Origin of the sequence: Plantibacter sp. PA-3-X8, assembly GCF_003856975.1 — a bacterium.
In the GTDB taxonomy this organism is placed as follows: domain Bacteria; phylum Actinomycetota; class Actinomycetes; order Actinomycetales; family Microbacteriaceae; genus Plantibacter; species Plantibacter auratus.
The window spans coordinates 303,981-325,086 of record NZ_CP033107.1 but is presented as its reverse complement, the minus strand read 5'-3'; the positions used below and the strand labels follow the sequence as shown (position 1 = coordinate 325,086).

The 21,106-nt window shown below is 69.3% G+C and carries 26 protein-coding genes and 1 tRNA gene; 15 read left to right on the top strand and 12 right to left on the bottom strand.

Features of this window, described 5'->3' with window-relative positions:
• Nucleotides 1-50 precede the first annotated feature (50 nt).
• A complete protein-coding gene (locus EAO79_RS01600) occupies nucleotides 51-1,313 on the bottom strand; it encodes an acyl-CoA dehydrogenase family protein (protein ID WP_124767537.1) in 1,263 nt (420 codons plus the stop codon).
• Entirely contained in the window at nucleotides 1,310-2,779 is a 1,470-nt protein-coding gene (locus tag EAO79_RS01595; protein WP_124767536.1) for an LLM class flavin-dependent oxidoreductase, read from the bottom strand. Before EAO79_RS01595 ends, EAO79_RS01600 begins: the two co-directional genes overlap by 4 nt.
• 191 nt (nucleotides 2,780-2,970) lie before the next feature.
• On the opposite strand from EAO79_RS01595, the gene EAO79_RS01590 reads away from it, so the two are divergent.
• The 5 genes from EAO79_RS01590 to EAO79_RS01570 all read left to right on the top strand — a co-directional run bounded on the left by EAO79_RS01590 (nucleotide 2,971) and on the right by EAO79_RS01570 (nucleotide 5,547).
• Nucleotides 2,971-3,507, top strand: coding sequence for a TetR/AcrR family transcriptional regulator (locus EAO79_RS01590; protein ID WP_086475328.1), 537 nt, complete (start codon nucleotides 2,971-2,973; stop codon nucleotides 3,505-3,507).
• Nucleotides 3,504-3,866 carry a multidrug efflux SMR transporter gene (locus EAO79_RS01585; protein ID WP_124767535.1) on the top strand — a complete coding sequence of 121 codons (363 nt, stop codon included), beginning with the start codon at nucleotides 3,504-3,506 and terminating at the stop codon, nucleotides 3,864-3,866. Before EAO79_RS01590 ends, EAO79_RS01585 begins: the two co-directional genes overlap by 4 nt.
• Entirely contained in the window at nucleotides 3,863-4,189 is a 327-nt protein-coding gene (locus EAO79_RS01580; RefSeq protein WP_071260538.1) for a multidrug efflux SMR transporter, read from the top strand. The genes EAO79_RS01585 and EAO79_RS01580 overlap by 4 nt, the downstream gene beginning before the upstream one ends.
• A gap of 49 nt (nucleotides 4,190-4,238) precedes the next feature.
• On the top strand, nucleotides 4,239-4,925 hold the full coding sequence (locus EAO79_RS01575) for a GNAT family N-acetyltransferase (protein ID WP_124767534.1): 687 nt from the start codon (nucleotides 4,239-4,241) through the stop codon (nucleotides 4,923-4,925).
• Nucleotides 4,926-5,031: 106 nt separating this feature from the next.
• Entirely contained in the window at nucleotides 5,032-5,547 is a 516-nt protein-coding gene (locus tag EAO79_RS01570) for a hypothetical protein (protein ID WP_124767533.1), read from the top strand.
• A gap of 54 nt (nucleotides 5,548-5,601) precedes the next feature.
• On the opposite strand, the gene EAO79_RS01565 is transcribed toward EAO79_RS01570, so the two are convergent.
• From EAO79_RS01565 to EAO79_RS18990, 5 genes are all read right to left on the bottom strand, one after another.
• Nucleotides 5,602-6,408, bottom strand: a complete 807-nt coding sequence (locus EAO79_RS01565) for an ABC transporter permease (RefSeq protein WP_124767532.1) — start codon at nucleotides 6,406-6,408, stop codon at nucleotides 5,602-5,604.
• Nucleotides 6,405-7,241, bottom strand: coding sequence for an ABC transporter ATP-binding protein (locus EAO79_RS01560; protein ID WP_124767531.1), 837 nt, complete (start codon nucleotides 7,239-7,241; stop codon nucleotides 6,405-6,407). The genes EAO79_RS01565 and EAO79_RS01560 overlap by 4 nt, the downstream gene beginning before the upstream one ends.
• A 226-nt stretch (nucleotides 7,242-7,467) precedes the next feature.
• A complete protein-coding gene (locus EAO79_RS01555; protein WP_124767530.1) occupies nucleotides 7,468-7,830 on the bottom strand; it encodes a DUF1048 domain-containing protein in 363 nt (120 codons plus the stop codon).
• A 2-nt stretch (nucleotides 7,831-7,832) separates the two neighbouring features.
• The gene (locus EAO79_RS01550; protein ID WP_124767529.1) at nucleotides 7,833-8,162 is read right to left on the bottom strand and encodes a PadR family transcriptional regulator; all 330 of its coding nucleotides are present in this window, start codon (nucleotides 8,160-8,162) and stop codon (nucleotides 7,833-7,835) included.
• 185 nt (nucleotides 8,163-8,347) lie between these two features.
• Nucleotides 8,348-10,093: a hypothetical protein gene (locus EAO79_RS18990; protein ID WP_164486871.1), complete on the bottom strand. Its 1,746-nt coding sequence runs from the start codon at nucleotides 10,091-10,093 to the stop codon at nucleotides 8,348-8,350.
• Between the two features lie 321 nt (nucleotides 10,094-10,414).
• Between EAO79_RS18990 and EAO79_RS01540 the strand changes: the two genes are divergently transcribed.
• Nucleotides 10,415-10,487, top strand: a tRNA-Arg gene (locus EAO79_RS01540).
• Between the two features lie 136 nt (nucleotides 10,488-10,623).
• Here the strand turns inward: EAO79_RS01540 and EAO79_RS01535 are convergent.
• The 3 genes from EAO79_RS01535 to EAO79_RS01525 form a co-directional block, all read right to left on the bottom strand.
• On the bottom strand, nucleotides 10,624-11,400 hold the full coding sequence (locus EAO79_RS01535) for an HNH endonuclease family protein (RefSeq protein WP_124767528.1): 777 nt from the start codon (nucleotides 11,398-11,400) through the stop codon (nucleotides 10,624-10,626).
• A gap of 68 nt (nucleotides 11,401-11,468) precedes the next feature.
• Nucleotides 11,469-11,729, bottom strand: a complete 261-nt coding sequence (locus EAO79_RS01530; protein ID WP_085513761.1) for a type II toxin-antitoxin system RelE/ParE family toxin — start codon at nucleotides 11,727-11,729, stop codon at nucleotides 11,469-11,471.
• A complete protein-coding gene (locus EAO79_RS01525) occupies nucleotides 11,726-11,974 on the bottom strand; it encodes a type II toxin-antitoxin system Phd/YefM family antitoxin (protein WP_124767527.1) in 249 nt (82 codons plus the stop codon). The genes EAO79_RS01530 and EAO79_RS01525 overlap by 4 nt, the downstream gene beginning before the upstream one ends.
• Before the next feature lie 337 nt (nucleotides 11,975-12,311).
• Here EAO79_RS01525 and fdhA point away from each other — a divergent pair, with 337 nt between their 5' ends.
• The 9 genes from fdhA to EAO79_RS01480 all read left to right on the top strand — a co-directional run bounded on the left by fdhA (nucleotide 12,312) and on the right by EAO79_RS01480 (nucleotide 19,035).
• A complete protein-coding gene (fdhA, locus tag EAO79_RS01520; protein ID WP_079706515.1) occupies nucleotides 12,312-13,532 on the top strand; it encodes a formaldehyde dehydrogenase, glutathione-independent in 1,221 nt (406 codons plus the stop codon).
• A 322-nt stretch (nucleotides 13,533-13,854) separates the two neighbouring features.
• Nucleotides 13,855-14,889, top strand: coding sequence for a helix-turn-helix transcriptional regulator (locus EAO79_RS01515; RefSeq protein ID WP_124767526.1), 1,035 nt, complete (start codon nucleotides 13,855-13,857; stop codon nucleotides 14,887-14,889).
• Between the two features lie 168 nt (nucleotides 14,890-15,057).
• Nucleotides 15,058-15,477, top strand: a complete 420-nt coding sequence (locus EAO79_RS01510; RefSeq protein ID WP_085513765.1) for an Asp23/Gls24 family envelope stress response protein — start codon at nucleotides 15,058-15,060, stop codon at nucleotides 15,475-15,477.
• Nucleotides 15,474-15,662, top strand: coding sequence for a DUF2273 domain-containing protein (locus EAO79_RS01505; RefSeq protein WP_124767525.1), 189 nt, complete (start codon nucleotides 15,474-15,476; stop codon nucleotides 15,660-15,662). The genes EAO79_RS01510 and EAO79_RS01505 overlap by 4 nt, the downstream gene beginning before the upstream one ends.
• A complete protein-coding gene (locus EAO79_RS01500) occupies nucleotides 15,659-16,012 on the top strand; it encodes a hypothetical protein (protein ID WP_064296820.1) in 354 nt (117 codons plus the stop codon). The genes EAO79_RS01505 and EAO79_RS01500 overlap by 4 nt, the downstream gene beginning before the upstream one ends.
• Nucleotides 16,009-16,584, top strand: coding sequence for a DUF6286 domain-containing protein (locus EAO79_RS01495; protein ID WP_124767524.1), 576 nt, complete (start codon nucleotides 16,009-16,011; stop codon nucleotides 16,582-16,584). Before EAO79_RS01500 ends, EAO79_RS01495 begins: the two co-directional genes overlap by 4 nt.
• The gene (locus EAO79_RS01490; protein ID WP_124767523.1) at nucleotides 16,584-17,186 is read left to right on the top strand and encodes a hypothetical protein; all 603 of its coding nucleotides are present in this window, start codon (nucleotides 16,584-16,586) and stop codon (nucleotides 17,184-17,186) included. The genes EAO79_RS01495 and EAO79_RS01490 overlap by 1 nt, the downstream gene beginning before the upstream one ends.
• An 84-nt stretch (nucleotides 17,187-17,270) precedes the next feature.
• A complete protein-coding gene (locus EAO79_RS01485) occupies nucleotides 17,271-18,620 on the top strand; it encodes an Asp23/Gls24 family envelope stress response protein (RefSeq protein ID WP_124767522.1) in 1,350 nt (449 codons plus the stop codon).
• A 1-nt stretch (nucleotide 18,621) separates the two neighbouring features.
• Nucleotides 18,622-19,035, top strand: coding sequence for a hypothetical protein (locus tag EAO79_RS01480; protein WP_124767521.1), 414 nt, complete (start codon nucleotides 18,622-18,624; stop codon nucleotides 19,033-19,035).
• 71 nt (nucleotides 19,036-19,106) lie between these two features.
• Here EAO79_RS01480 and EAO79_RS01475 read toward each other — a convergent pair whose 3' ends face one another.
• Both EAO79_RS01475 and EAO79_RS01470 read right to left on the bottom strand, forming a co-directional pair.
• Complete coding sequence (locus EAO79_RS01475) at nucleotides 19,107-19,397, bottom strand: DUF1905 domain-containing protein (protein ID WP_124767520.1); 291 nt, start codon at nucleotides 19,395-19,397, stop codon at nucleotides 19,107-19,109.
• Between the two features lie 163 nt (nucleotides 19,398-19,560).
• Nucleotides 19,561-21,096 (bottom strand): CoA-acylating methylmalonate-semialdehyde dehydrogenase, encoded by a 1,536-nt coding sequence (locus tag EAO79_RS01470; RefSeq protein WP_124767519.1) that lies wholly within the window; start codon nucleotides 21,094-21,096, stop codon nucleotides 19,561-19,563.
• Nucleotides 21,097-21,106 lie beyond the last annotated feature (10 nt).

Here is a 21,106-nt window from a genome sequence, read left to right as displayed (position 1 = left end):
AGTCTGGGTTCGGTCCCTGAGCCTGTCGAAGGGGGGAGTGGCGTGAAGGCCTAGGTGTAGAGCGAGATCGGCTGCAGCTCGCCGTTCAGGTGGTTCGCGCCGACTTCGAGCTTCTTGTAGTCGACCGGGTCGTGGAGGGAGTGCGTGCGCACGTTCCGCCAGAACAGGTCGAGCCCCACGGAGGCCTTCGCCGAGCTGGAGCCGGTGACCTCAAAGATGCGGTTCGCGACCTCGATGCCGAGCTCGGTGGAGACGACCTTGAGCTTGGCGATCTCGATGGCGATGGCGCCGCGGTCCTCCGCGGTCACGTCCGCTCCCCGCTCGATGATGCGGTCGAAGCGGGCGTTCGTGCGGTCGGCGAGCGCCTCGACGGCGGCGATCGACGACACGAACTCGCCGACGACGCGCTGCACGAACGGGTCGTCGCGGTAGGTCTCGGCGCGGCTGAGGAACCAGGCGTTCTTCCGTGCCCGGACGAGCTCCGTGCCCTGCGCGAGCGCACCCTCCGCGATGCCGAGGTAGAGGTTGCCGAACGCGAGCTGGATGCCCGGCGTCACGAGGGAGGAGAACGGTTCGTCGCCGACGGTGCCGAGGATGTCCGCCTGCTCGACGAGCACGTCCTCGAACCGCACGGAACCCGAGGCGGAGAGCCGCTGGCCGAGCGCGTCCCAGTCGCCGAGGTAGGTGATGCCCGCGCGGTCGTGGTCGAGGACGAACTGGAAGATCGTGCCGTCGTGGTCGCCACCGCGGACGACCGCGTTGACGAGGATGACGTCGCCGGCCGAGGCGCCCGTCGAGAACCGCTTGAGTCCGTTGAGGCGGAACGCGTCGCCGTCCTGGGTGAGCGAGAGGTCGGGGTCCGTCGGGTTCACGGAGTCGCCCCAGATCCACCGGCCCTCCACGGTTTTGCGGTGCCACTCGGCCTGCGTGGCCGGGTCGGCGGTGAAGCCGATGTTGCCGGCGTTGATGTAGTGGTAGGCGAGCAGCTGGCCGATGGAGGCGTCGACGCGCGACAGGATGCGGACGACCCGGAAGGCGCTCTCCCAGTGTCCGCCACCCCCGCCGAACTCGGCGGGGTCGAGCAGGTTGACGAGGCCCGATTCGCGGAGGAGGTCGAGCTCGGTGGTGGGGTCGAGGTTCGCGCGGTCGCGTTCGAGGACGTCGACCGCGAGCTTGGTGGCGACCTCGGTGGCGACGGCGTCCCAGTGCGCGAGCTCGGCGTCGTCGGCGGTGCCGGACCAGTGCGTACGCCCTTCGGGGATCGGCTGCCCGGTCACTGAGCCTGTCGAAGTGCTGATCGTGTCGATGCTCATGCTGAGGCTCCTTCTGGGGCGTAGGCGTTGGTCTCGTCGGCGTTGTCGGTGTCGAAGAGGGAAGGCGCGGTGTCGTCGGCGGCGGACGGCTGCCCGACGTACGCACCGCGGTACCGGTGGGCCGGGTGCCACTCGGGCACGACGGGGGAGCCGGTGCCGTTCAGGCGGCCGCGGAGGGTCCCCTCCGGGTACTCGTCCCAGACTCGGCCACGGCGACGCAGCTCGGGCACGAGCAGGTCGACGACGGCCTCGAAGGTGCCGGGCGTGATGACGTAGGCGAGGTTGAAGCCGTCGGTACCGGCGACGTCGATCCAGCGCTCGATCTCGTCGGCGACCGTCGCGGCGCTGCCGACGAACACGGGCCCGATGCCGCCGATGCCGATGTAGTGGGCGATGTCGCGCGGCGTCCACTCGCGCTCCGGGTCGGCGAGCGTGAAGATCGCGAGCGCCGAGCGGGCGGAGTCGGTGTCGACGTACTTGAGCGGCTTGTCGGGGTCGAAGGAGGAGAGGTCGAGGCCGGACCAGCCGCCGTAGAGGGTGAGGGCGCCGTCGAGCGAGATGTACTGCTGGTACTCCTCGTACTTGGCCTGCGCCTCCTCGTCGGTCTCGGCGACGATCGCCGTGGCGAGGGTGAGGATCTTCACGCTGTCGCGCGGGCGTCCGAGGGCCTCGGCGCGTTCGCGGATGTCGTCGGTCGTCTTGCGGGTCAGCTCCGGGACGAGCCCGTTGATGAACACCGCCTCGCCGTGGGTGGCTGCGAACTGGCGACCGCGGGCCGAGGCGCCGGCCTGGAAGATGACCGGGGTGCGCTGCGGCGACGGTTCCGAGAGGTGGATGCCGGGCACCTGGAAGTGCTCGCCCCGGTGGTTGATCGGGTGCACCTTCGTGGGGTCGGTGTAGACGCCGTTCTCCCGGTCGATGACGACCGCGTCGTCCTCCCAGGAGCCCTCCCACAGTTTGTAGGTGACGTCGAGGAATTCCTCGCCGATGCCGTACCGGTCGTCGTGCTTGATCTGGGTGGTGAGCCCGAGGTTGCGGGCGGCGGAGTCGAGGTAGGAGGTGACGACGTTCCAGCCGACCCGACCCTTCGTGAAGTGGTCGAGCGTCGAGAAGCGGCGGGCGAGGGCGTAGGGCAGCTCGTAGGTGGACGCGACGGTGACGCCGAAGCCGAGGTGCTCGGTCGCCTTCGCCATGGCCGACACCTGGATGATCGGGTCGCCGACGGGCAGTTGCGCCGAGTCGATGAGCGCGGGTGCGGAGGAGTGACGGTAGACGTCGTAGATGCCGACGACGTCCGCGATGAACAGGGCGTCGAAGGTGCCCCGCTCGAGGAGTCTGGCGAGGTCGATCCAGTAGTCGATGTCGTTGTAACGGTGCGCCTGGTTGTCGGGGTGCTTCCACAGGCCGGGCGCCTGATGGGTCACGCAGCTCATGTCGAACGCGTTGAGGATGATGCGCTTGCTCACAGGGATACCACCGGGTCGTCTCGTCGAGGCTGGGTCCGACGGCGATCACGGCGCCGTCCAGCACGACGGTACTCGGGGGCTCGGGTGCTCGCGAGGGGCCCGAAACAGAGCGTCACATGGGCCGCTGGGCGTCCGTTCCTCACGGTACCTTCCCAGAGTTACTTTACCTTACGTAAGGTAAAGTAACTTCCATGAGACCCAGTGCGCGGAACGAGATCCTCGATGCGGCCGTCCGCGTCGTCGACGCCTCCGGAGAGGCCGACATCACCTACGAGGCGGTGGCGCAGGAGGTCGGTCTGACGAAGGCCGGCCTGCGCTACCACTTCCCCTCACGGGACGCGATGATGATCGCGGTGATCGAGCACGTGGTCGCTCGCTGGCAGCGCGAACTCGTGGAGGAGTTGGGGGCGCCGCTCGAGACGTCGACGCTCGAGGAGCGGGTGCGGGCCTTCGTCGCCTTCGCAGGGGAGGGTGGGGCGAGCCAGGGCGAGTTCGTCGTCTTCGCCGAGGCGGTCAGGCGTCCCGAACTCGCCGCTCCCTGGCTCGAGTACCTCCGGACCTGGTTCGGGTTCGGCGAGGACACCGATTCGACCTCCCTCCTGCTCGTCTGGTTGGCGGCGAACGGCCTCTGGATCGCCGAGGCGACCGGCATCCTCGACGTCGGCCGCGACCAGCGCGCCGACCTCGTCTCGCGACTCCTGGCCCTCGCTGGAGGTGAAGCCCGATGAAGAAGTGGCTGATCCTCTCCGCCGCCATCCTGTTGGAGGTCACGGCGACCCTCTCGCTCCGCGGCACCATCGAGAACCCCTGGTGGTCGATCCTCGCCGTGGTCGGGTACGCGGGTGCGTTCATCGCGCTGTCCCTGCTGCTCCGCATGGGGGTGCCGATCGGGGTGGTCTACGGCATCTGGGCCGCTGCGGGCGTCGCGCTCACCGCGGTGCTCGCGTCGCTCGTGTTCGGCGAGCAGTTCACCTTCACGATCGGGCTCGGCATCGCGATCGTGATCGCCGGCGTCGTGCTCGTGGAGACGGGCCACGCGCCGGAGTCGCCGACGCCCGCCGCGACCAACGAGGAGGTCGGCGCATGACCTGGTTGCTCCTGGCCGGCGCCATCGTCACCGAGGTCGCCGCGACGCTCTCCCTGCGCGCGTCGGAAGGCCTGCGGAAGAAGCGGTGGATCGCTCCCGTCGCCGTGTTCTACGTGACCGCCTTCGGACTGCTGACCATCGCACTCGCGAACGGGATGCCCGTCGGGATCGCCTACGGGATCTGGGCCGCCTGCGGGGTCGCCCTCACGGCCATCGGTGCGCGCGTGCTCTTCAAGGAGAAGCTGACGCCGAAGATGATCGTCGGCATCGGCCTGATCGCGGTCGGTGTCCTCGTCATCGAGCTCGGTTCCCAGGCGCACTGACCCGCGCAGGTCGTCGCCCCACACTCACTCTCCGCCCGAAAGGAAACGCGTGTTCACCATCGCTCCCGCCTCGCCCGCCGACCTCGAGGAGGCCGCGGCCGTGCTCGCGACCGCCTTCCGACAGGACACGGTCACCTCGACGCTCGTCTCCGGTTCTGACCGTGAGCGCCGGCTCGCCCTCCTCTTCGAGGCGATGCTGTGCTCGGGTGCGGCATCGAGTGGCCGCGTCGACCTCGCTCGCCGGGACAGCGACGGCGTCGTCCTCGGTGTCGCCGTCTGGGAGCCGCCGGACGCCCGCCACTCCGTGCTCGACCAGGTGCGGCAGCTGCCGAGGTTCGCCCGTGCGCTGGGGCTGCGCGGACTTCCGCGAGCCATGCGCCTGCAGCGGACCCTCGCGCTGCACCGTCCGGCCGAACCGCACTGGTACCTCGCACAGATCGGCGTCGGCGACGGCGCTCGCGGGGCCGGTGTCGGGGGTGCGCTCCTCGAGTCACGCCTGCGCGCCATCGACGCCGCCGGCCTCCCCGCGTACCTGGAGTCGTCGAACGAGCGCAATCGGGCGCTGTATCGGCGAAGCGGATTCCGGAGTATCGCCTCCATCATGGGCATCCCGGGCGTGACGCCGGCTGCGATGTGGCGGGAGGTCGCACGGTCCGCTCCTGCGTCGACCGTCTCGGCGTCGACGGACAGGCGGGGGTCGGCGGCCGTTGACGCTGGACTCCCGTCGCCGGCCTGACCGTGGCTTGACGGGGTGGGGACCGGTACCCATTGAAGGGATGTCGGGTCTGCGGCATCCTCGTCCTGGGCGAACCGCCCGGAATCGACAGCCTTGGGGGGCTCCTGTGGACAGCAACGTGCTCGCGATCATCGCCATTCTCGTCCTGCTCGCCATCGTCGGGCTGGGGGTGTTGAAGGGACTCGGTCGGCGGAAGCTGCGTGAGGCCGGCGAGAGCAAGGAGGCCAGGATCCCCGCGACCCTGCAGGAGTTCGGTCGCTCCGTCATCCTCGGGACCGACACCGCCGGTGCGGTCGCGCTCATCGAGGGCCTGCCGAAGAGTCGGTTGAAGTCACTGCGTCCGGGCGTCTGGGGCCTCAACCAGATCTCGAAGGAGGACGCGGTGATCGAGGTGTGGCCCGCGGGTTCCGGCGCTGAGGTGCTGGTCACCTCGCTGGAGGAGAACTTCGGGTTCCCGCAGGGGCTCGACGGCTGGCAGCGCTTCACCGGTCTATTGGAGGCCGCTGCGACGGCGCAGGGTGTCTCCGTCCAGCGTGGCGCGCGGGCCTTCCAGTACCAGCCGGCACCCGCGAACTCCCTCGACCGCGCGCACTGGGTGCTCGCCAAGGTCGTCGCGCAGTAGCGCTGCCGGTCGCTCGACGAGTCCGCTGAGGCGGTCGCCGACTCACCGCCGCGGTCACGCCAGGCGTCGCCGGTAGACGAGCGTCGCGAACCCGTACGCGACCACGAGCAGCCCGACGCACCACGCGAGCGCGATCCAGATCTCGCCGCCGACGGCCTCGGCTGCCAACAGTCGTCGGATGGTGTCGACGATCGAGGTGACGGGCTGGTGCTCGGCGAACCAGCGCACCGGGCCCGGCATCGTGTCGGTCGGGACGAACGCCGAGCTGATGAAGGGCAGGAAGATCAGCGGGTAGGCGAACGCACCCGCACCGTCGGGACTCTTCGCCGCGAGCCCGGCGATCACGGCGACCCAGGTCAGCGCGAGGGTGAACAGGGCCAGGATCCCGACGACGCCGAGCCAGGCGAGCGGACCGGCCGGGGATCGGAACCCCATCACCAGGGCGACTGCCACGACGATGACGAGCGACAGGCCGTTGGAGACCAGCGACGTGAGCACGTGCGCCCAGAGGATCGCCGATCGTGAGATCGGCATGGAGTGGAACCGCTGGAAGACACCGCTCTGCAGATCGGTGTACAAGCGGAGCGCCGTGTACGCGATGCCGGAGGCGATCGTGATGAGCAGGATGCCCGGGAGCAGGTAGGTGACGTAGGTGTCGGTGCCCGTCGCCAGGGCTCCGCCGAAGACGTAGGTGAACAGGAGCATCAGGGCGATCGGGGTGATCGTGACCGTGATGATCGTGTCGAGACTGCGCGTGATGTGCCGCATGGATCGACCCGTCAGGACACTCGTGTCGCTGAGGAGGTGCGAGCGTCGTCGGGCGACGGCGGGACGGGCTGTGGGTGCTGTGAACGTGGTCATGATTGCTCCCTGTCGGTGTCGGAGTGCGTCGTGGAGATGTCGTTCCGGGCGTCGCGATGGCCGATGATGGCGAGGAACACGTCCTCGAGGCTGGGCTGCTTCTCGACGTACTCGACCGCGGCCGGCGGGAGGAGCCGCTTGAGTTCAGACAGGGTCCCGTTCGCGATGATGCGGCCCTCGTGGAGGATGGCGATGCGGTCGGCGAGGTGCTCGGCCTCGTCGAGGTACTGGGTGGTCAGGAGGACGGTGGTGCCGTGTCCGGCCAGCTCCGTGATGACCTCCCAGACCTCGAGTCGTGCTTCCGGGTCGAGCCCCGTGGTGGGCTCGTCGAGGAAGACGACCGAGGGGTCACCCACGAGGCTCATGGCGATGTCGAGGCGGCGCCGCATCCCGCCCGAGTAGGTGCCCGCTCGTCTGGTGCCGGCATCGGTGAGGGAGAACCGCGCGAGGAGTTCGTCGGCGATCCGTTTCGGTTGCGGGAGGTGACGGAGCCGGGCGACGAGGACGAGGTTCTCGCGACCGGAGAGGGTGTCGTCGACGGCGGCGAACTGGCCGGTCAAGCTGATCGTCTCGCGCACCCGGGCGGCTTGCGAGACGACGTCGAACCCGCCGACCTGCGCGGTGCCGCCGTCTCCACGGAGCAGTGTCGAGAGGATGTTGACGACGGTGGTCTTGCCGGCGCCGTTGGAGCCGAGCAGGGCGAAGATGCTGCCGCGTTCGACGTCGAGGTCGACGCCGCGCAGGACGTCGAGTGTGCCGAAGGACTTGGTGAGTCCGCGGAGGTGGATCGCGGATGTCGGCGCAGTGGCGGGTGGTGCGGTGGTCGTGGGCATGGTGTCCGGCCTTTCGGGGTCGCTGATGGACGCGCTCGGAGGGGCGCGAGGTGCGGGTGGAGGAGCTGCCGAAGCGGTCGCGGATGGGCGCGACGAACAGCGCTACCCAGGCGCGGTGTCGATGGTCGATGGTTGCGGCGTCGACCTGGTACCTGTGGTGCGATCTGCAGCGGGTGGTGCGGTGTGCCCGGCTCTGCGGGTGGTCAGTGCGGTGGCGTCGGGGAGGTCAGCGAGGGTCGCTGCCGGGACCGGTGCCGTGCGCAGCGGCGTCGATCGCGCTCGTGAGGCGTGCGCGTTCCTTGAGGATCCACTCGCCCGGTGCGTAGTTGCGGATGAGTTCCTCGATGAACTCGATCGGGTCGTCGCCGACGATGCTGCGGATCGGCATGTCGTTGGCTGCGGCCTCTTCGAAGAGCTCGGTGAGGTTGTCGAGGAGCGGGAGCAGGTTCGTGCTGCGCGCGGAGGCGAAGTAGTACACGTAGTGCTCGAGTGCCTCGACGGTCGTCCGGTAGTTGGGCGGGAGCGCCCGGGTGCGTGCGCGGAACCGCTTGTAGTGCCGTTTCTCCTCGATCATGCGGCTGAGGAACATGGTCAGGACCTTTCGTCTCGGAGCTGTTCGAGTCGCTCGGACAGGAAGCTCCAGGTGTTCCAGAACTCGGCGAGGTAACGCTCGCCGTCGGGGTTGAGGGCGTACACCTTGCGGGGTGGGCCCTTCTCGGAGGGGAGCTTCTCGATGCTGACGAGCGCCTTCTGCTCGATCCGGACGAGGATCGCGTAGATGGTGCCTTCGGCGATGTCGGTGAAGCCCTTGTCGCGCAGGCGGGCGGTGATCTCGTAGCCGTAGGCGGGGGAGCCGGCGAGCAGCGCCAGGACGATGCCTTCGAGCGTCCCCTTGAGCATCTCGGTCATCTGCTTCGCCATGGCACTCCTTGCCGACTACTGAGTGATACTAGGTACTGGTAGATAGTAACACTGAGTACCGGTTGCGCAAGGGGTGTTTTCGACCCAGGTTTGCGGGATCTCGTCCGGCGCCTGAGTCTGTCGAAAGCGGTGGATCCTTGTCCGGTCCCTGAGCTTGTCGAAGGGTCCGCCGACCGCCCGCTCGCCTACAGGTTCCCGAGGTACGCCAGGCGCTCGCCGCCGAGCTCGATCGCCAGCGCCCGCTGCCGCTTGACCCGCCGCCAGCGCACGATGAACAGCACCGTCCCGACGGCCGTGAGGACGAGGCTGACGCCGAGCATGATCGGCCCGGTCGCGCCGAGCTCCTCCGGGTCGACGGACAGGAGGGCGCCCGCGAGGACACCGACACCGCCGATGCAGGTGCCGAAGTACGCCCCGGCCGCGAACAGGCGCGACGCGGGGATCGGGCCGAGGAAGTGCTGCAAGAGCACCGGCGGAAGTCCGCGGCGGCGTTGTTCCGGGCCGCGTCGGTCGAGCCAGTCAAGGGAGAACTGCTGGGCGATGTGGAGCTCGCGTGCCCGCGCGATGCCACCGACGACCCACGCGACGAACGCGAGCAGTGCCGAGCCGACCACGGCGACGGCGACGAGCGCGTTCGCGTCGGACGGCAGGAGGCGGTCGATGACCCCTTCCGCGATGGCCGCGCCGAAGATCGCGAGCAGGCCGATGCCGGCGAGCCCGATGAGGATCCGGTCGCAGACCTTCCGGAGGGTGTGCGCGCCGACCGTCTCCGGAATCGGTTGCAGGTGGACGACGTCGTCGTCGTCCGCGAGCCAGGACCGCACCCGAGCCTGGTCCTGTGGCGGAATCCACGACGGCAACTCGCGTCCGTCGTCCGGGTCGCCGCGCTCCGCGTCCCGATTGCCGAGCTCCGCATCCCGATTGCCGAGCTCCGCATCCCGATTGCCAAGCTCCGCATCCCGATTGCCAAGCGCCCCATTCCGGTCACCGAGCTTGTCGAGGTGCACTCGGCCGACGATCTGCTCCGCGGCCAGCCGGGCCGGGTCGTCCGGTCGACGGAACCGGTCGTCGTCCGTGTCGTTGTCGTCGACCGCCGTCGTCTCGTCCTCCTCCGCGACGACCGACCCGTACTGCGGCGCAGGCGGCACGAGGGGAGTAGGGTTCGGGGCTTCGGGCGCCGCTGGAGCCACGTCCTGATGCGCGCGCACGACCTCCTCCGCCGCGCCCTGGGTGGCCCGCATCGCCTCGTCCCGGATGCTTCGGCCGAGCGGCCCCGCGGCCTGGATCACCGCTTCGAGCAGCTTCACGTCGCCGGTGGATTCCGCCACGGTGATGCAGTCGCCGATGAACCCGCGTCGACCGATCATGACGTCCGAGCCCTTCCCGGCGAGGGATCGCGAGATGCGTTCCCGGCCGACGTCGAGCGGATCCTGACCGGTGTCATCGGGGATGCCGCTGCCGGCGATGAGCGCGACGAGTGGCACGAGGTCGGAGGTGGGGAGGCTCCGGAGCCAACCGCCGTTCACGATGATGCGCGCACGTGTGCCGGTGTCGGTCGTGAGTCGCAGGCTGAGGGCCGGCGTGGTCGCGGCGGGATTGCGGGTGAGGAGCTCGCCGCTCACGATCGAGCGGAGTGGGATCGTCTGGCCGCCGAGGAGGGCTGTGCCGCGGACGGTGTCGACACCGACCGGGCGGAAGGCGGTCCGGAGGTAGGACAGGCAGATGCCTGCGGTGAGGAGGAAGAAGGCCGGAATGACGATGAGCGCCGTGGGTGCGATGTCGAAGATGCCGTCGATGACGGTTCCGGTGATCCAGCCGAGGACGGTGGCGAGGATGCCCGACAGGATGAGGATGAGGACGAGGTTCGCCCTGACGGGATGGCGGCCGATCATGGTGAACCCGTCGTTCGTCGGTCCTGCTGCTGTGCTCACGTCATCCTCTCGGCAGATGGTCGCATCGACTGTTCCATGTCGGCGCCCGTCGTGTCGATGGGGAGCCCTCCCAGGTCCGCGGGCCGCACCCGCCCCTGAACCACCCCTCCGGTCCCTGAGCGACCATCCGGGTCCCTGGGCCACCTCCTCCGGTCCCTGAGCTTGTCGAAGGGCGTCACCTTCCCCGGTCCCTGAGCTTGTCGAAGGGCGTGACCCTCCCCGGCCCCGTACCCCTCGCAGCACGATTCGCGTCTTCGGCTTCCGTGTTGTAGGCTCTACTTCGGCCTGCCGAGCCGAAGTTCTCTTCTCTCAGCAAGCAATGCGCCCGTAGCTCAACGGATAGAGCATCTGACTACGGATCAGAAGGTTGGGGGTTCGAATCCCTTCGGGCGCACATTTCGGAAAGCGGTCCACTTCGGTGGGCCGCTTTTTTCGTGCCACGTGACAGCAGGATATTGGCGCGAGAACAGGATGGAATCGCGGGAAACCTCCGGTTCTCGGGCGTTTGTCCTGCTGTGGTGCCGAGGGCGCTACGCCCGGCAGCTGTCCAGCGTGCCCGTGAGCGCCTGGCGGTCGGCGTCGTCGACCGTGAGGTCGTACGCCATCAGCACGAGCACGAACCGAGCCGCGTACTCGCAGTGGGAGGCGGCCGAGGGCGGCATCCAATCGCCGGGGCCGGAGTCCGACTTCGAGGAGTTCGTCGCGCCGTCGACGGCCTGCAGGTTGATCGGGTCGTTCGCGAACTGCTCCCGCTGCTGCTCAGTCCACGTGTTCCCGCCGTGACGCCAACCCCACGCGAGCGGCACGACGTGATCGATCTGCACAAGCTGACTCGACCGCTCACCGCGCTGGAAGTCGATCGTCGACCCCGTGTAGAGGTCGTGCAGAACGCCGGTGAGGACGACGCAGTCGCGGGTCCCCGGCTTGAAAGTGACGTCGACGAGGTCGCGCGCGAGCACGTCATTGCGGGTGTCGCAGCCGTTGCGGTCGATGTCGGCCCAGCGCTGACCGAACCGGTCCCGGTCGTAGCCGGTGGCGACCCGGGTGGCGGTGTCGACGTCGGCCAGCGCGTCTTCGACGGCGGTGGCCGAGACGACCAACTGCCCAGACGCGTCCACGACAGCGAAGCCGGCGGCCTCGAGCGATGCCCGCGCGCTCGGGCTGACCGCCGCGGGCGTCGGCACGACGGATGTCGGCGTCGATGATCCTGGCTCGCCGAACACGATACCGCCGTCGACCTGCGTTGCGACGAGCACCACGATGGCTGCAAGGAGCGCGCCGAGCAACGCCAAGGGAGTCTTCTTCATGCTGGGTGCTCTCCTCGGGGTCTGCTTCACCAGCGTAGAGGTGGGCGCCGACACGAGGTCGCCGGACGTCAGCCCCGGTAGACGTCGCTCCGATGGCCGAGCGTGATGACGACCACGAGGAGCACACCGTCATCGATCGTGTACACGATCCGATACCTGCCCACCCTGACTCGGAAGCCGGGGCGCCCCTGCAACGCCGTGGCGCTCGGCGGGCGTGGGTTCTCCCCGAGCAGAGCGATCGCGGCCCGGATGCGTCGCTGGTCCTGATGGTCGATCCTGCGGAGCGCCTTGATCGCGGCCGGCCGCAGCTCGATGTCGTATCGACTCATTCCCAGCCGAGGTCGGCCTTCGCCTGTGCCCACGGGATGCTGTCGCCCTCCTCGGCCATCGCCGCGTCGAAGGCACGGGCGTCCTCGGCGTCTTCGAGCGCTTCCATCATCCGGTCGTACCGTTCGGGACTGATGATGACGGCCTCTGCGCGCCCGCGACGCTCCACGAAGACGGCTTCGGTGTGGGATCGCGCGATGAGCTCGGAGAACTTCGCTCGAGCTTCGGTGACGTTGATCCGGGACATGTCGCAAGTGTACGTTTTGAGCCTCCGTCTGTACATGTGAGACCGCAGCTTCGGACAACGGCCTCCGGGCAGCCTAGACAAGGTGGCGGACGACCGAGGGCGCTCTCCACAGGGGTGCCCTTCGACAAGCTCAGGGACCGGCGGAGGTGTTCTCAGGGACCGGCGGAGGTGTTCTCAGGGACCGGCGGAGGTGCGCTCAGGAGCCGATGGAGGTGCGCTCAGGGACCGACGGAGGTGTTCTGCGGGACCGGGGGACTGCCGCTCGCGACAGGGGCGGGATAGGGTCGAGCAGACACAGGGTGCCCCACAACGGGCGCCCGCGATCAAGGAGGATCACGTGTCAGGTAACAGAGCTGTCGCCTACAAAGCAGCGGGTGTCGTCGAGGTCATCGACATCGACTACCCCACCTTCGAACTCAAGGACGGACCGGGGGTGAACCCGGCCAACGTCGGCCGGAAAGTCCCCCACGGCGCCATCCTGAAGACCGTCGCGACCAACATTTGCGGCTCCGACCAGCACATGGTCCGCGGCCGCACCACGGCACCGCCGAACCTCGTCCTCGGACACGAGATCACCGGTGAAGTCGTCGAGGTCGGACCGGATGTCGAGTTCATCAAGGTCGGCGACATCGTCTCGGTGCCCTTCAACATCGCCTGCGGTCGCTGTCGCAACTGCAAGGAGCGCAAGACCGGCATCTGCCTCAACGTGAACCCCGACCGCCCGGGCAGTGCCTACGGCTACGTCGACATGGGTGGCTGGGTCGGCGGCCAGGCCGAGTACGTGCTCGTGCCCTACGCGGACTGGAACCTCCTGAAGTTCCCGGACCGCGACCAGGCGCTCGAGAAGATCATGGACCTCACGATGCTCTCCGACATCTTCCCGACCGGCTTCCACGGTGCGGTGACGGCGGGTGTCGGCGTCGGCTCGACCGTCTACGTGGCAGGTGCGGGACCGGTCGGACTTGCCGCAGCGACCGGGGCCATGCTCCTCGGCGCCGCTGCGGTCATCGTCGGCGACATGAACGCCGACCGGTTGGCGCAGGCGCGGAGCTTCGGCTGCGAGACGGTCGACCTCACCAAGGGCGAGCCGGCGGAGCAGATCGAACAGATCCTCGGTGTCCCGGAGGTCGACTGCGCGGTCGACGCCGTCGGGTTCGAGGCTCGTGGTCACGGCGGCGACGCGGGTCACGAAGCCCCGGCGACCGTACTCAACTCGCTCATGGACATCACCGCGGCCGGCGGAGCGCTCGGCATCCCCGGGCTCTATGTGACGGGTGACCCGGGCGGCATCGACGAGGCCGCGAAGAAGGGCGCGCTGTCGCTGAGTCTCGGCACCGGTTGGGCGAAGTCGCTGTCGTTCACCACCGGTCAGTGCCCGGTCATGAAGTACAACCACGGCCTGATGATGGCGATCCTGCACGACAAGGTCCACATCGCGAAGAACGTCAACGCCACCGCGATCACCCTCGAGGACGCCCCGCGCGGGTACGCCGAGTTCGATGCGGGGGCTGCGCAGAAGTTCGTCCTCAACCCGAACGGGTATCTGGACGCAGCGTAGGCGGCACTGCGACATCACCGAGAGCGTCCGTTGCGTCGTCTGGAGAGCTTCAGGACGACGGAACGGGCGCTTTCGGCTGCCCGCCGACAGGCTCAGGGACGGGGCGACGGGGACGGATTCATCTCCTCACCAGGAGGTCCCGACTACTGAGTTTTCACCCAAACGCGTGCGGCGAGGCATCCGGTACGGCGTTGTCTGACGAACTGCTGAGTGAACCGTGAGATTCCCTCCTCTCGGTCCGTCTCTCCAATGACGCGGGAAACCGACGGGGCCATGGGGCCCGTCCCGCGACGAAGAGACCCCCACTCGCACAAGGACGACCATGCAACACTCCTTCCTCGCATCCGAATCAGATCCGGAGAGTGACTCCGACACCGGCCCGCTGCTCGGCAGCACGAGTAGCTCGGTGTCGACGGTTCCGATCCGCAAGGTCACGGTCAGCGGCGACGACCCGGCGGTCGCCCGGCAGAACTACGAGCGCGCCTACGACGGCAGCCGCTTCACCGTCACCCGCGGTTCCGAGCCGTTCTCGTTCCAGTGGGTGTCGATCGGCGACGACCGCGTCTCGCTCCGCACCGCGACGATGACCGGGCACGTCACCGGCGAGACCCCGGGCCTCACCGACTATGTGGTCTCGTGGGTCACGACCGGCGGCGGCTGGATCGTGCGTCGCGACGGCCAACGGATGGAGATCCCGCGACACCCGTTCGTCCTCCCGTTCCACCGGCCGTACACGGTGCACCTCACCCCGCATCGGCAGAACTCCGTGCTGTTCTCCGCACCGTACCTCGAGGACATCGCGACCGAGATCCACGCCGGCCCGAGTCAAGCGGTGTCCTTCGACCTCGAGGCGACGCCGACACCCGAGGCGATCGAGCGCTGGCGCGTGGCGCTGAACGCCTCCACCCCGGTGCTCACCGACGAGATGGCCCCTCCGCTGCTCCGCATGAACGCCCAGCGACCGCTCGCCCTCGCGCTGCTGCAGCTCGCACCGTGGGCGGTGGTCGACCTGCCGGAGCCGCTCCGCGAGCCCTCGATGGCGCGCACCCGCCTCGCGGTCGAATACCTGCACCACCACGCGGCGGAGCCCATCACGCCCGCCGACGCGGCGAAGGCGGCCGGGCTGCACACGAGAACGCTGCAGCTCCACTGCCGTCGCGAGCTCGGCATGTCGCCCACCGCTTACCTGCGCGACATCCGCCTCGACCGCACCCGGCGCGAGCTCGCCGACAGCTCGCCGCAGGAGACCACGGTCGGCGAGGTCGCGAAGCGGTGGGGGTTCGTCCACCTCGGCCGCTTCGCCTCCGCCTACCGGAACCGCTTCGGCGAGGGCCCGAGCCAGACCCTCCGCGCCTGATCGACGAGTCGCGAATATCCAGAAACTGAGTGCTTCGCGACGAAAACGAGATCGACCGTGAGGATCGGGCGTGACGCGCAGTCTCATAGATGTCGCCCGGAACACGGGCACCGCGACCGGACACCCGGACCGCGAAACCGCAGTACCAGCCACCGAAGGAGCAACACCATGTCGAACACCACCGACACCGCCAACCACGCAGCCACCGCCTCCACGGGCAAGAACGTCATCGCCGACGGCGTCGTCCAGAAGGTCGCCGGCATCGCAGCCCGCGAGGTCCCCGGCGTGCACGACCTCGGCGGCGGAGCAGCTCGCGCCATCGGCGCCATCCGCAACGCCATCAACGCCCAGGACCGCGGTCAGGGCGTCTCGGTCGAGGTCGGCGAGAAGCAGGTCGCCGCTGACATCGTGATCGTCGCCGAGTACCCCGTCGACCTCCAGCGCGTCGCGGACGACGTCCGTCGCAGCGTCACCGACGCGATCTCGAACGTCGTGGGTATGGACGTCACCGAGGTCAACGTCACCGTCTCCGACGTCCACATCCCGTCGGACGACGACAACGACGCTGACGAGAGCCGCGTCCAGTGACCACGACCGATCGCGGCATCCTCGTCGGTGCCGTCCTGGCACTGGCTGCCGTCGCATTCGGGTTCTGGAGCATGATCCTCGTCGCGCTGTTCATGCTGATCGGATTCGGCGTCGGACGCGTGCTCGAGGGCAAGCTCGACCTGCGCGGTGTCGCCGACGCGCTCCGCGGGCGGCGGTCGTCGTGACCGCGGCGGTGACGGCCGAACAGGCCGTGCATGGTCGCAACACGATCAGCTCCCGCGCCGTGCGTCGCGTCGTGTCTGCCGTCACCGCGGAGGAACTCGGTGTGCGGGCGTCGGAGGTCTCGGTCGAGCTCTCCGACGCCCAGGGGGCCCTCACGGTCACCGCGAGCACGCCCATCCACGTGTCGCCGCTCGGCGCCGGATCCCGGACCTCGGGAACCGTCCTCGAACGCCTGGCACGCGCACAGACCAGCATCCGTGAGCGGTGCCTGGACCTGACCGGGTCGACGATCGGACGCGTCGACCTCCACATCACGGGCGCGAAGCTCGAAGAACGAAGGAGGGTGTTGTGAGCACCCCAGCCCTGTACCGCCGCGCGGTGCGTCGCGAGACCCACTCGCCGCGGTCGACGCTCGCGATCACGATCGCGATCATCCTCGCGCTTGTGCTCGCCTGGCTCGGCACCGAATCGGTCCTGGCCGCGATCGGGCAGCCGGCGCTCCTCGTCGCACCGAAGGACATCGTCACCGCGGTGCTCACTGCCGCGACCGCACCGGCCCCGCTGCTCGTCGCCATCGGCGCGGTCGCGGCGATCATCGGCCTCGTGCTGATCGTCCTGTCGCTGGCCCCCGCCCGCCAAGGGCGTCGCGGGTCGATCGCCGACCGCACCGCGGCCGTCGTGGACGACCGCGTGATCGCGCAGTCGCTCGCCCGCGTCGCCTCGTACGCCGGTGACATCGACCCCTCGCAGGTGAGCGTCAGCGTCGGCGCCAGGAGCGCCCGCGTCGACGTCACGCCGACGAGCGGCCGACGCGTCGACCAGCGCGAGATCCAGCAGGCCGTGGACGCGGAGGTCGCGTCCTACGACTACCGGCCGGCGCTCCGCGCCAAGGTCCGCGTGAGCAGCAAGGGAACGGTTGCCTGATGAACTCCACGAATCGATTCCTCAACCGGTTCTTCATCTTCGTCGTGGGACTCGTCGTCCTCGCGGCCGGTGCGGCCCTGTCCGCGGGCGCGCTCCTGCCGGACGTGCAGCGGACGATCAGCGAGAACGCGGAGCGAGCCGTCGGACCGACGAACGACACCATCGACGCCCAGCCGTGGATCCTGTGGGTCGCGGCGGTCGTCGCCCTGCTGCTCATCCTCGTCATCCTCTGGTTCGTGTTCCGGCAGGGCCGCGGGCACACCGGAACGCTGCTGCAGGTCGACGAGCAGCGGACGAAGGACACCCCGACCGGTGGTCGCGTCCTGCTCGACGTGAAGGTCGCCGAGCAGGTCCTCGAGGAGGCGATCGGGCGCAACCCCGACGTGGTCGCCGTCGACGTCACCGGCTTCCGGATCCGCAAGCAGTCCACGCTGCGCCTCACCGCGCACGCTCGTCGCGGCGCCTCGCCCGTCCAACTGCGGCGCGACATCGAGGCGGCCATCCACGAGTGGGACAGCGTCCTCGGGACGTCCACCCCGGTGGTCATCCAGATCGTCAGCGGACTGCGCACGCGGCTCGCCAGCACCAACCGGGTCGTCTGACCCGACACCCCGCGGTGCCGTTGCGGCACCCGAACCGACAGCAGTAGGACCGATGCACCGCCGACGCGGTGCGAGGAGGATCGCATGAGCGACGACACGAAGCACCCGGACCAGCACCACATCCCCACCCCGGCCGAGGTCCGGGCTGAGCACCCGACGGTGCTCGTGCCCGCGCATCCCGATGACGAGGTCCGTCGCATCGAGTCGCACGACGGCGAGCACGCGGGTGGGACCGCGCCCGCTCCTGTGGTCGCGCCGGCGAACGGGGCTGTCGCTGGTCCGGAGGCCGCTGAACCGGCCGTGGCCGACTCGGTCTCCGCCGAGACGCCGACGGTGACGGTGACCGTGTCGGAGCCGGTGGCTTCGCCGGAACCGGCAGACGCACCGGTGGTCGAGCTCGACGCCGGCCGCCGGCGTGAGCAGGAGGCCGACGAACTCGCCCAGGTCATCGCCTCGACGGCCGAGACGGTCCCCGGCGTGCACGCCCTCGGTTCCCCGACGGCCCGCGCCATCGACAGTGCCCGCACCCGCCTGCTCGGTCGCACCGCCGTCCCCGGCGTCAACGTCCTGGCCGACGACGACGTGCTGAACGTCGAGGTCTCACTGGTGGCCGAGTACCCGGCCAGCATCGACGAGGTCGCGGACACCGTCCGGGCCGACGTCGCGGCGGCGCTGGAGGCCCGCCACCCCGGACCGGTCGACATCGACATCACGGTCACCGACATCCACGGGCCGTTCGACCCGATCGAGCCCGACCCGGGCGAGGCGATCGACGGGGCGAAGGCCGCCATCGGTGACGCGACGTCCGCGGCGGGTGCTGCGATCGGCGATACGGCGGAGGCCGCCGGCGATGCCCTCGGCACGGCGAAGGCTGCTGCATCGGACGCGGTGGACTCGGCGCGAGCCGGAGCGGCCGACCTGGCCGACGCCGCTGGCGATGCGGTGGAGCAGCGGACCGGCCGGTCCGAGGGCGACGACGGCCGGTCACTGGAGAACGAGCAGCCAGGCGCGGCCGCCGGCGCAGACGGCGAGCTCGTGGCTGACGGCGACGCCGGCGGCGAACCGATCGATGCGGTGGTGTCGGATGCCTCCGACGACGTGTCCGAGGAACTCGCCGAGGCCGCCCACCAGCTGGCCACCGCGGCCGACTCGCTCGCGACCGTCGCTGACGAGGTGACGCACGGCGACTCGAACCTCGCCGGCGCTGAGCCCGTCGGGGCGGCTGACGCAGGCCCGACTTCCGACCTGGTTTCGGATCCCGAGCAGGACGGCGGCACCGCAGAGACCGTCGACGGAACCCCGAGCGCCCTCGAGTCCGCCGACGAGGACACGCACGACCAGCCTGCACCGAAGGTCGCTGACGTCGACGAGGTGACGGACGCTCCCGCCGAGGCCACGGCCGTCCAAGCTGCGGCGCCGACGAAGGAGCAGTGACATGCCGCTCTTCAGCCGGACCACGTCGTACGGCGCCCGCCCACGTCCGCGTGCCGTGTGGGCGGCCGCGATCACGGGGGTCGTCCTCCTCGTCCTGATCGTCGTCGGGGTGCTGATCCCGATCCTCGGGCTCATCGGTGCGGCCGACGGCGCGACGGTCGGTGCGCTCAACGTCCCGGTCGGTGGCATCGTGGTCGCGCTCCTCATCGGGTACGTCCTCGCGCTGCTGTTCCTGCTCGGGTGCGTCCGCAGCCGCAACGGCGCACTCTCCTGGGTGCTGGCCGTCGCGGCGGTGATCTCGGCGCTCCTCGTGTCGCTGTGGCCACTGCTGGCGGTCGCCTTCGCGGGCGTCGACCAGGCGTCGGACGTGGTGCCGTTCATCCAAGACCTCATCCGCCGGGTCACGGGCGGCTGAGCACAGGAGATCCGCGCGGCAGCAGGAGGTTCTCCCTCAGGATCTCCTGCTGCCGCGCGGATCTCCTGTGCTCAGCTCAGGCGGCGGGTGAGGTGGACGTCGACGGTGTCGCCGATGTCCTTGCCGAGACGCTTCCGCAGCTTCGCGCTGATGGACAGCATGTGACCACCGGAGCCGGTCGGCATGAGCCCGACGTTCGGGAGGTCGACACCGTCGACGGTCGCATCGACGCGGACGGATTTGCCGGTGCCGAAGAACTCGGCCGAGCCGGGCATCTCGACGCAGGACCAGACGTCGCCCTTCACGTCGACGCCGATCGGCGCGGTGAAGCAGTGATCGAGCTCGGTCGGTTCGATGGCCATCGGTGGTGCCCCTCGTCGGTCGTGGTCGGCGGGGCCATTGTCGCGGCTGAGTCCGACCCGTGGCAAGGGCGGGACCAGGGACCGCCCTTCGACAGGCTCAGGGACCAACACCACCCGCCGGTCCCTGAGCTTGTCGAAGGGCCAGCCCCCCGCCGCGCGAACCTCAGTTCTGGGGGAAGCCGAGGTTGATGCCGCCGTGGGAGGGGTCGAGCCAGCGGGAGGTGATGGCCTTCTGCTGGGTGAAGAAGCGGACGCCCTCGGCGCCGTGGGCCTTGGTGTCGCCGAACAGGGAGTCCTTCCACCCGCCGAAGGAGAACGTCGCGACCGGGACGGGGATGGGCACGTTGATGCCGATCATGCCGACCTGGATCTCGTTCTGGAACCGTCGGGCGGCACCGCCGTCGTTGGTGAAGATCGCGGTCCCGTTGCCGAACGCACCACCGTTGATGAGCGCGACACCCGCTTCGTAGGACTGCACGCGGACGACGGCGAGGACGGGGCCGAAGATCTCCTCCGTGTACACCTTCGACGTCGTCGGGACGTTGTCGATGAGGGTCGGGCCGAGCCAGAACCCGTTCGGGTCGCCGTCGATGGGGGTGTTGCGGCCGTCGACGACGATCGTGGCGCCGTCCTGTTCGGCGATGTCGAGGTAGGACGCGACCTTGTCGCGGTGCACCTTCGTCACGAGCGGGCCCATGTCGCAGTTCCGGCGTCCGTCACCGATCCGCAGGGTCGCTGCGCGTTCGGCGATCTTCGCGATGAGTTCGTCCGCGACGGGCTCCACGGCGACGACGACCGAGATCGCCATGCACCGCTCACCGGCGGAACCGAAACCGGCGTTGATCGCGGAGTCGGCGACGAGGTCGAGGTCGGCGTCGGGCAGCACGAGCATGTGGTTCTTCGCCCCGCCCAGCGCCTGGACGCGCTTGCCGTGTGCGGTGCCGGTCTCGTACACGTACTTCGCGATCGGAGTGGAACCCACGAAGGAGATCGCACGGACGTCGGGGTGGGTGAGGAGCCCGTCGACGGCCTCCTTGTCACCGTTCAGCACCGTGAACACGCCGTCGGGGAGCCCGGCTTCCTGCCACAGCTTCGCGAGCCAGATCGCCGCGGACGGGTCCTTCTCGCTCGGCTTCAGCACGACCGTGTTCCCGGCGGCGATCGCGATCGGGAAGAACCACATCGGCACCATCGCGGGGAAGTTGAACGGCGAGATGATGCCCACGACCCCGAGCGGCTGCTTCGTGGAGTACACGTCGACACCGGTGGAGACCTGCTCGGAGAACTCACCCTTCAGGTGGTGCGCGAGGCCGGTCGCGAACTCCACGACCTCCTGCCCGCGCGTGATCTCGCCCAGCGCGTCGGAGACGACCTTGCCGTGCTCCGCGGTGATGATCTCCGCCAGCTCGCCCTTCTTCGCCTCGAGCAGCTCACGGAACTTGAACACGATCTGCTGACGCTTCGCGAGCGGCAGGTCGCGCCAAGCCGGGAAGGCCGCGGCGGCGGATGCGACGGCGCGGTCGATCTCCGACTGGTTCGCGAGCGCGACGTGCTTCGTCGCGACACCGAGCGCGGGGTCGTAGACCGGGGCGGTCCGACCCGAGGTGGACGGGGCCTCGGCTCCGTCGATCCAGTGCGGGACGACCGGCAGCGAACCGGCGTCGGTGGTGGGGGTGGTGCTCGTGGCGGTGGTGGTCATGCGGGGGGCT

Excerpts from the sequence above, each read along its gene's own strand:
- EAO79_RS01600 (WP_124767537.1), bottom strand. The coding sequence starts at position 1,313 with ATGAGCATCGACACGATCAGCACTTCGACAGGCTCAGTGACCGGGCAG.
- EAO79_RS01590 (WP_086475328.1), top strand. The coding sequence starts at position 2,971 with ATGAGACCCAGTGCGCGGAACGAGATCCTCGATGCGGCCGTCCGCGTC.
- EAO79_RS01585 (WP_124767535.1), top strand. The coding sequence starts at position 3,504 with ATGAAGAAGTGGCTGATCCTCTCCGCCGCCATCCTGTTGGAGGTCACG.
- EAO79_RS01580 (WP_071260538.1), top strand. The coding sequence starts at position 3,863 with ATGACCTGGTTGCTCCTGGCCGGCGCCATCGTCACCGAGGTCGCCGCG.
- EAO79_RS01565 (WP_124767532.1), bottom strand. The coding sequence starts at position 6,408 with ATGACCACGTTCACAGCACCCACAGCCCGTCCCGCCGTCGCCCGACGA.
- EAO79_RS01560 (WP_124767531.1), bottom strand. The coding sequence starts at position 7,241 with ATGCCCACGACCACCGCACCACCCGCCACTGCGCCGACATCCGCGATC.
- EAO79_RS01555 (WP_124767530.1), bottom strand. The coding sequence starts at position 7,830 with ATGTTCCTCAGCCGCATGATCGAGGAGAAACGGCACTACAAGCGGTTC.
- EAO79_RS01550 (WP_124767529.1), bottom strand. The coding sequence starts at position 8,162 with ATGGCGAAGCAGATGACCGAGATGCTCAAGGGGACGCTCGAAGGCATC.
- EAO79_RS01535 (WP_124767528.1), bottom strand. The coding sequence starts at position 11,400 with ATGAAGAAGACTCCCTTGGCGTTGCTCGGCGCGCTCCTTGCAGCCATC.
- EAO79_RS01530 (WP_085513761.1), bottom strand. The coding sequence starts at position 11,729 with ATGAGTCGATACGACATCGAGCTGCGGCCGGCCGCGATCAAGGCGCTC.
- EAO79_RS01525 (WP_124767527.1), bottom strand. The coding sequence starts at position 11,974 with ATGTCCCGGATCAACGTCACCGAAGCTCGAGCGAAGTTCTCCGAGCTC.
- EAO79_RS01515 (WP_124767526.1), top strand. The coding sequence starts at position 13,855 with ATGCAACACTCCTTCCTCGCATCCGAATCAGATCCGGAGAGTGACTCC.
- EAO79_RS01510 (WP_085513765.1), top strand. The coding sequence starts at position 15,058 with ATGTCGAACACCACCGACACCGCCAACCACGCAGCCACCGCCTCCACG.
- EAO79_RS01490 (WP_124767523.1), top strand. The coding sequence starts at position 16,584 with ATGAACTCCACGAATCGATTCCTCAACCGGTTCTTCATCTTCGTCGTG.
- EAO79_RS01485 (WP_124767522.1), top strand. The coding sequence starts at position 17,271 with ATGAGCGACGACACGAAGCACCCGGACCAGCACCACATCCCCACCCCG.
- EAO79_RS01480 (WP_124767521.1), top strand. The coding sequence starts at position 18,622 with ATGCCGCTCTTCAGCCGGACCACGTCGTACGGCGCCCGCCCACGTCCG.
- EAO79_RS01475 (WP_124767520.1), bottom strand. The coding sequence starts at position 19,397 with ATGGCCATCGAACCGACCGAGCTCGATCACTGCTTCACCGCGCCGATC.
- EAO79_RS01470 (WP_124767519.1), bottom strand. The coding sequence starts at position 21,096 with ATGACCACCACCGCCACGAGCACCACCCCCACCACCGACGCCGGTTCG.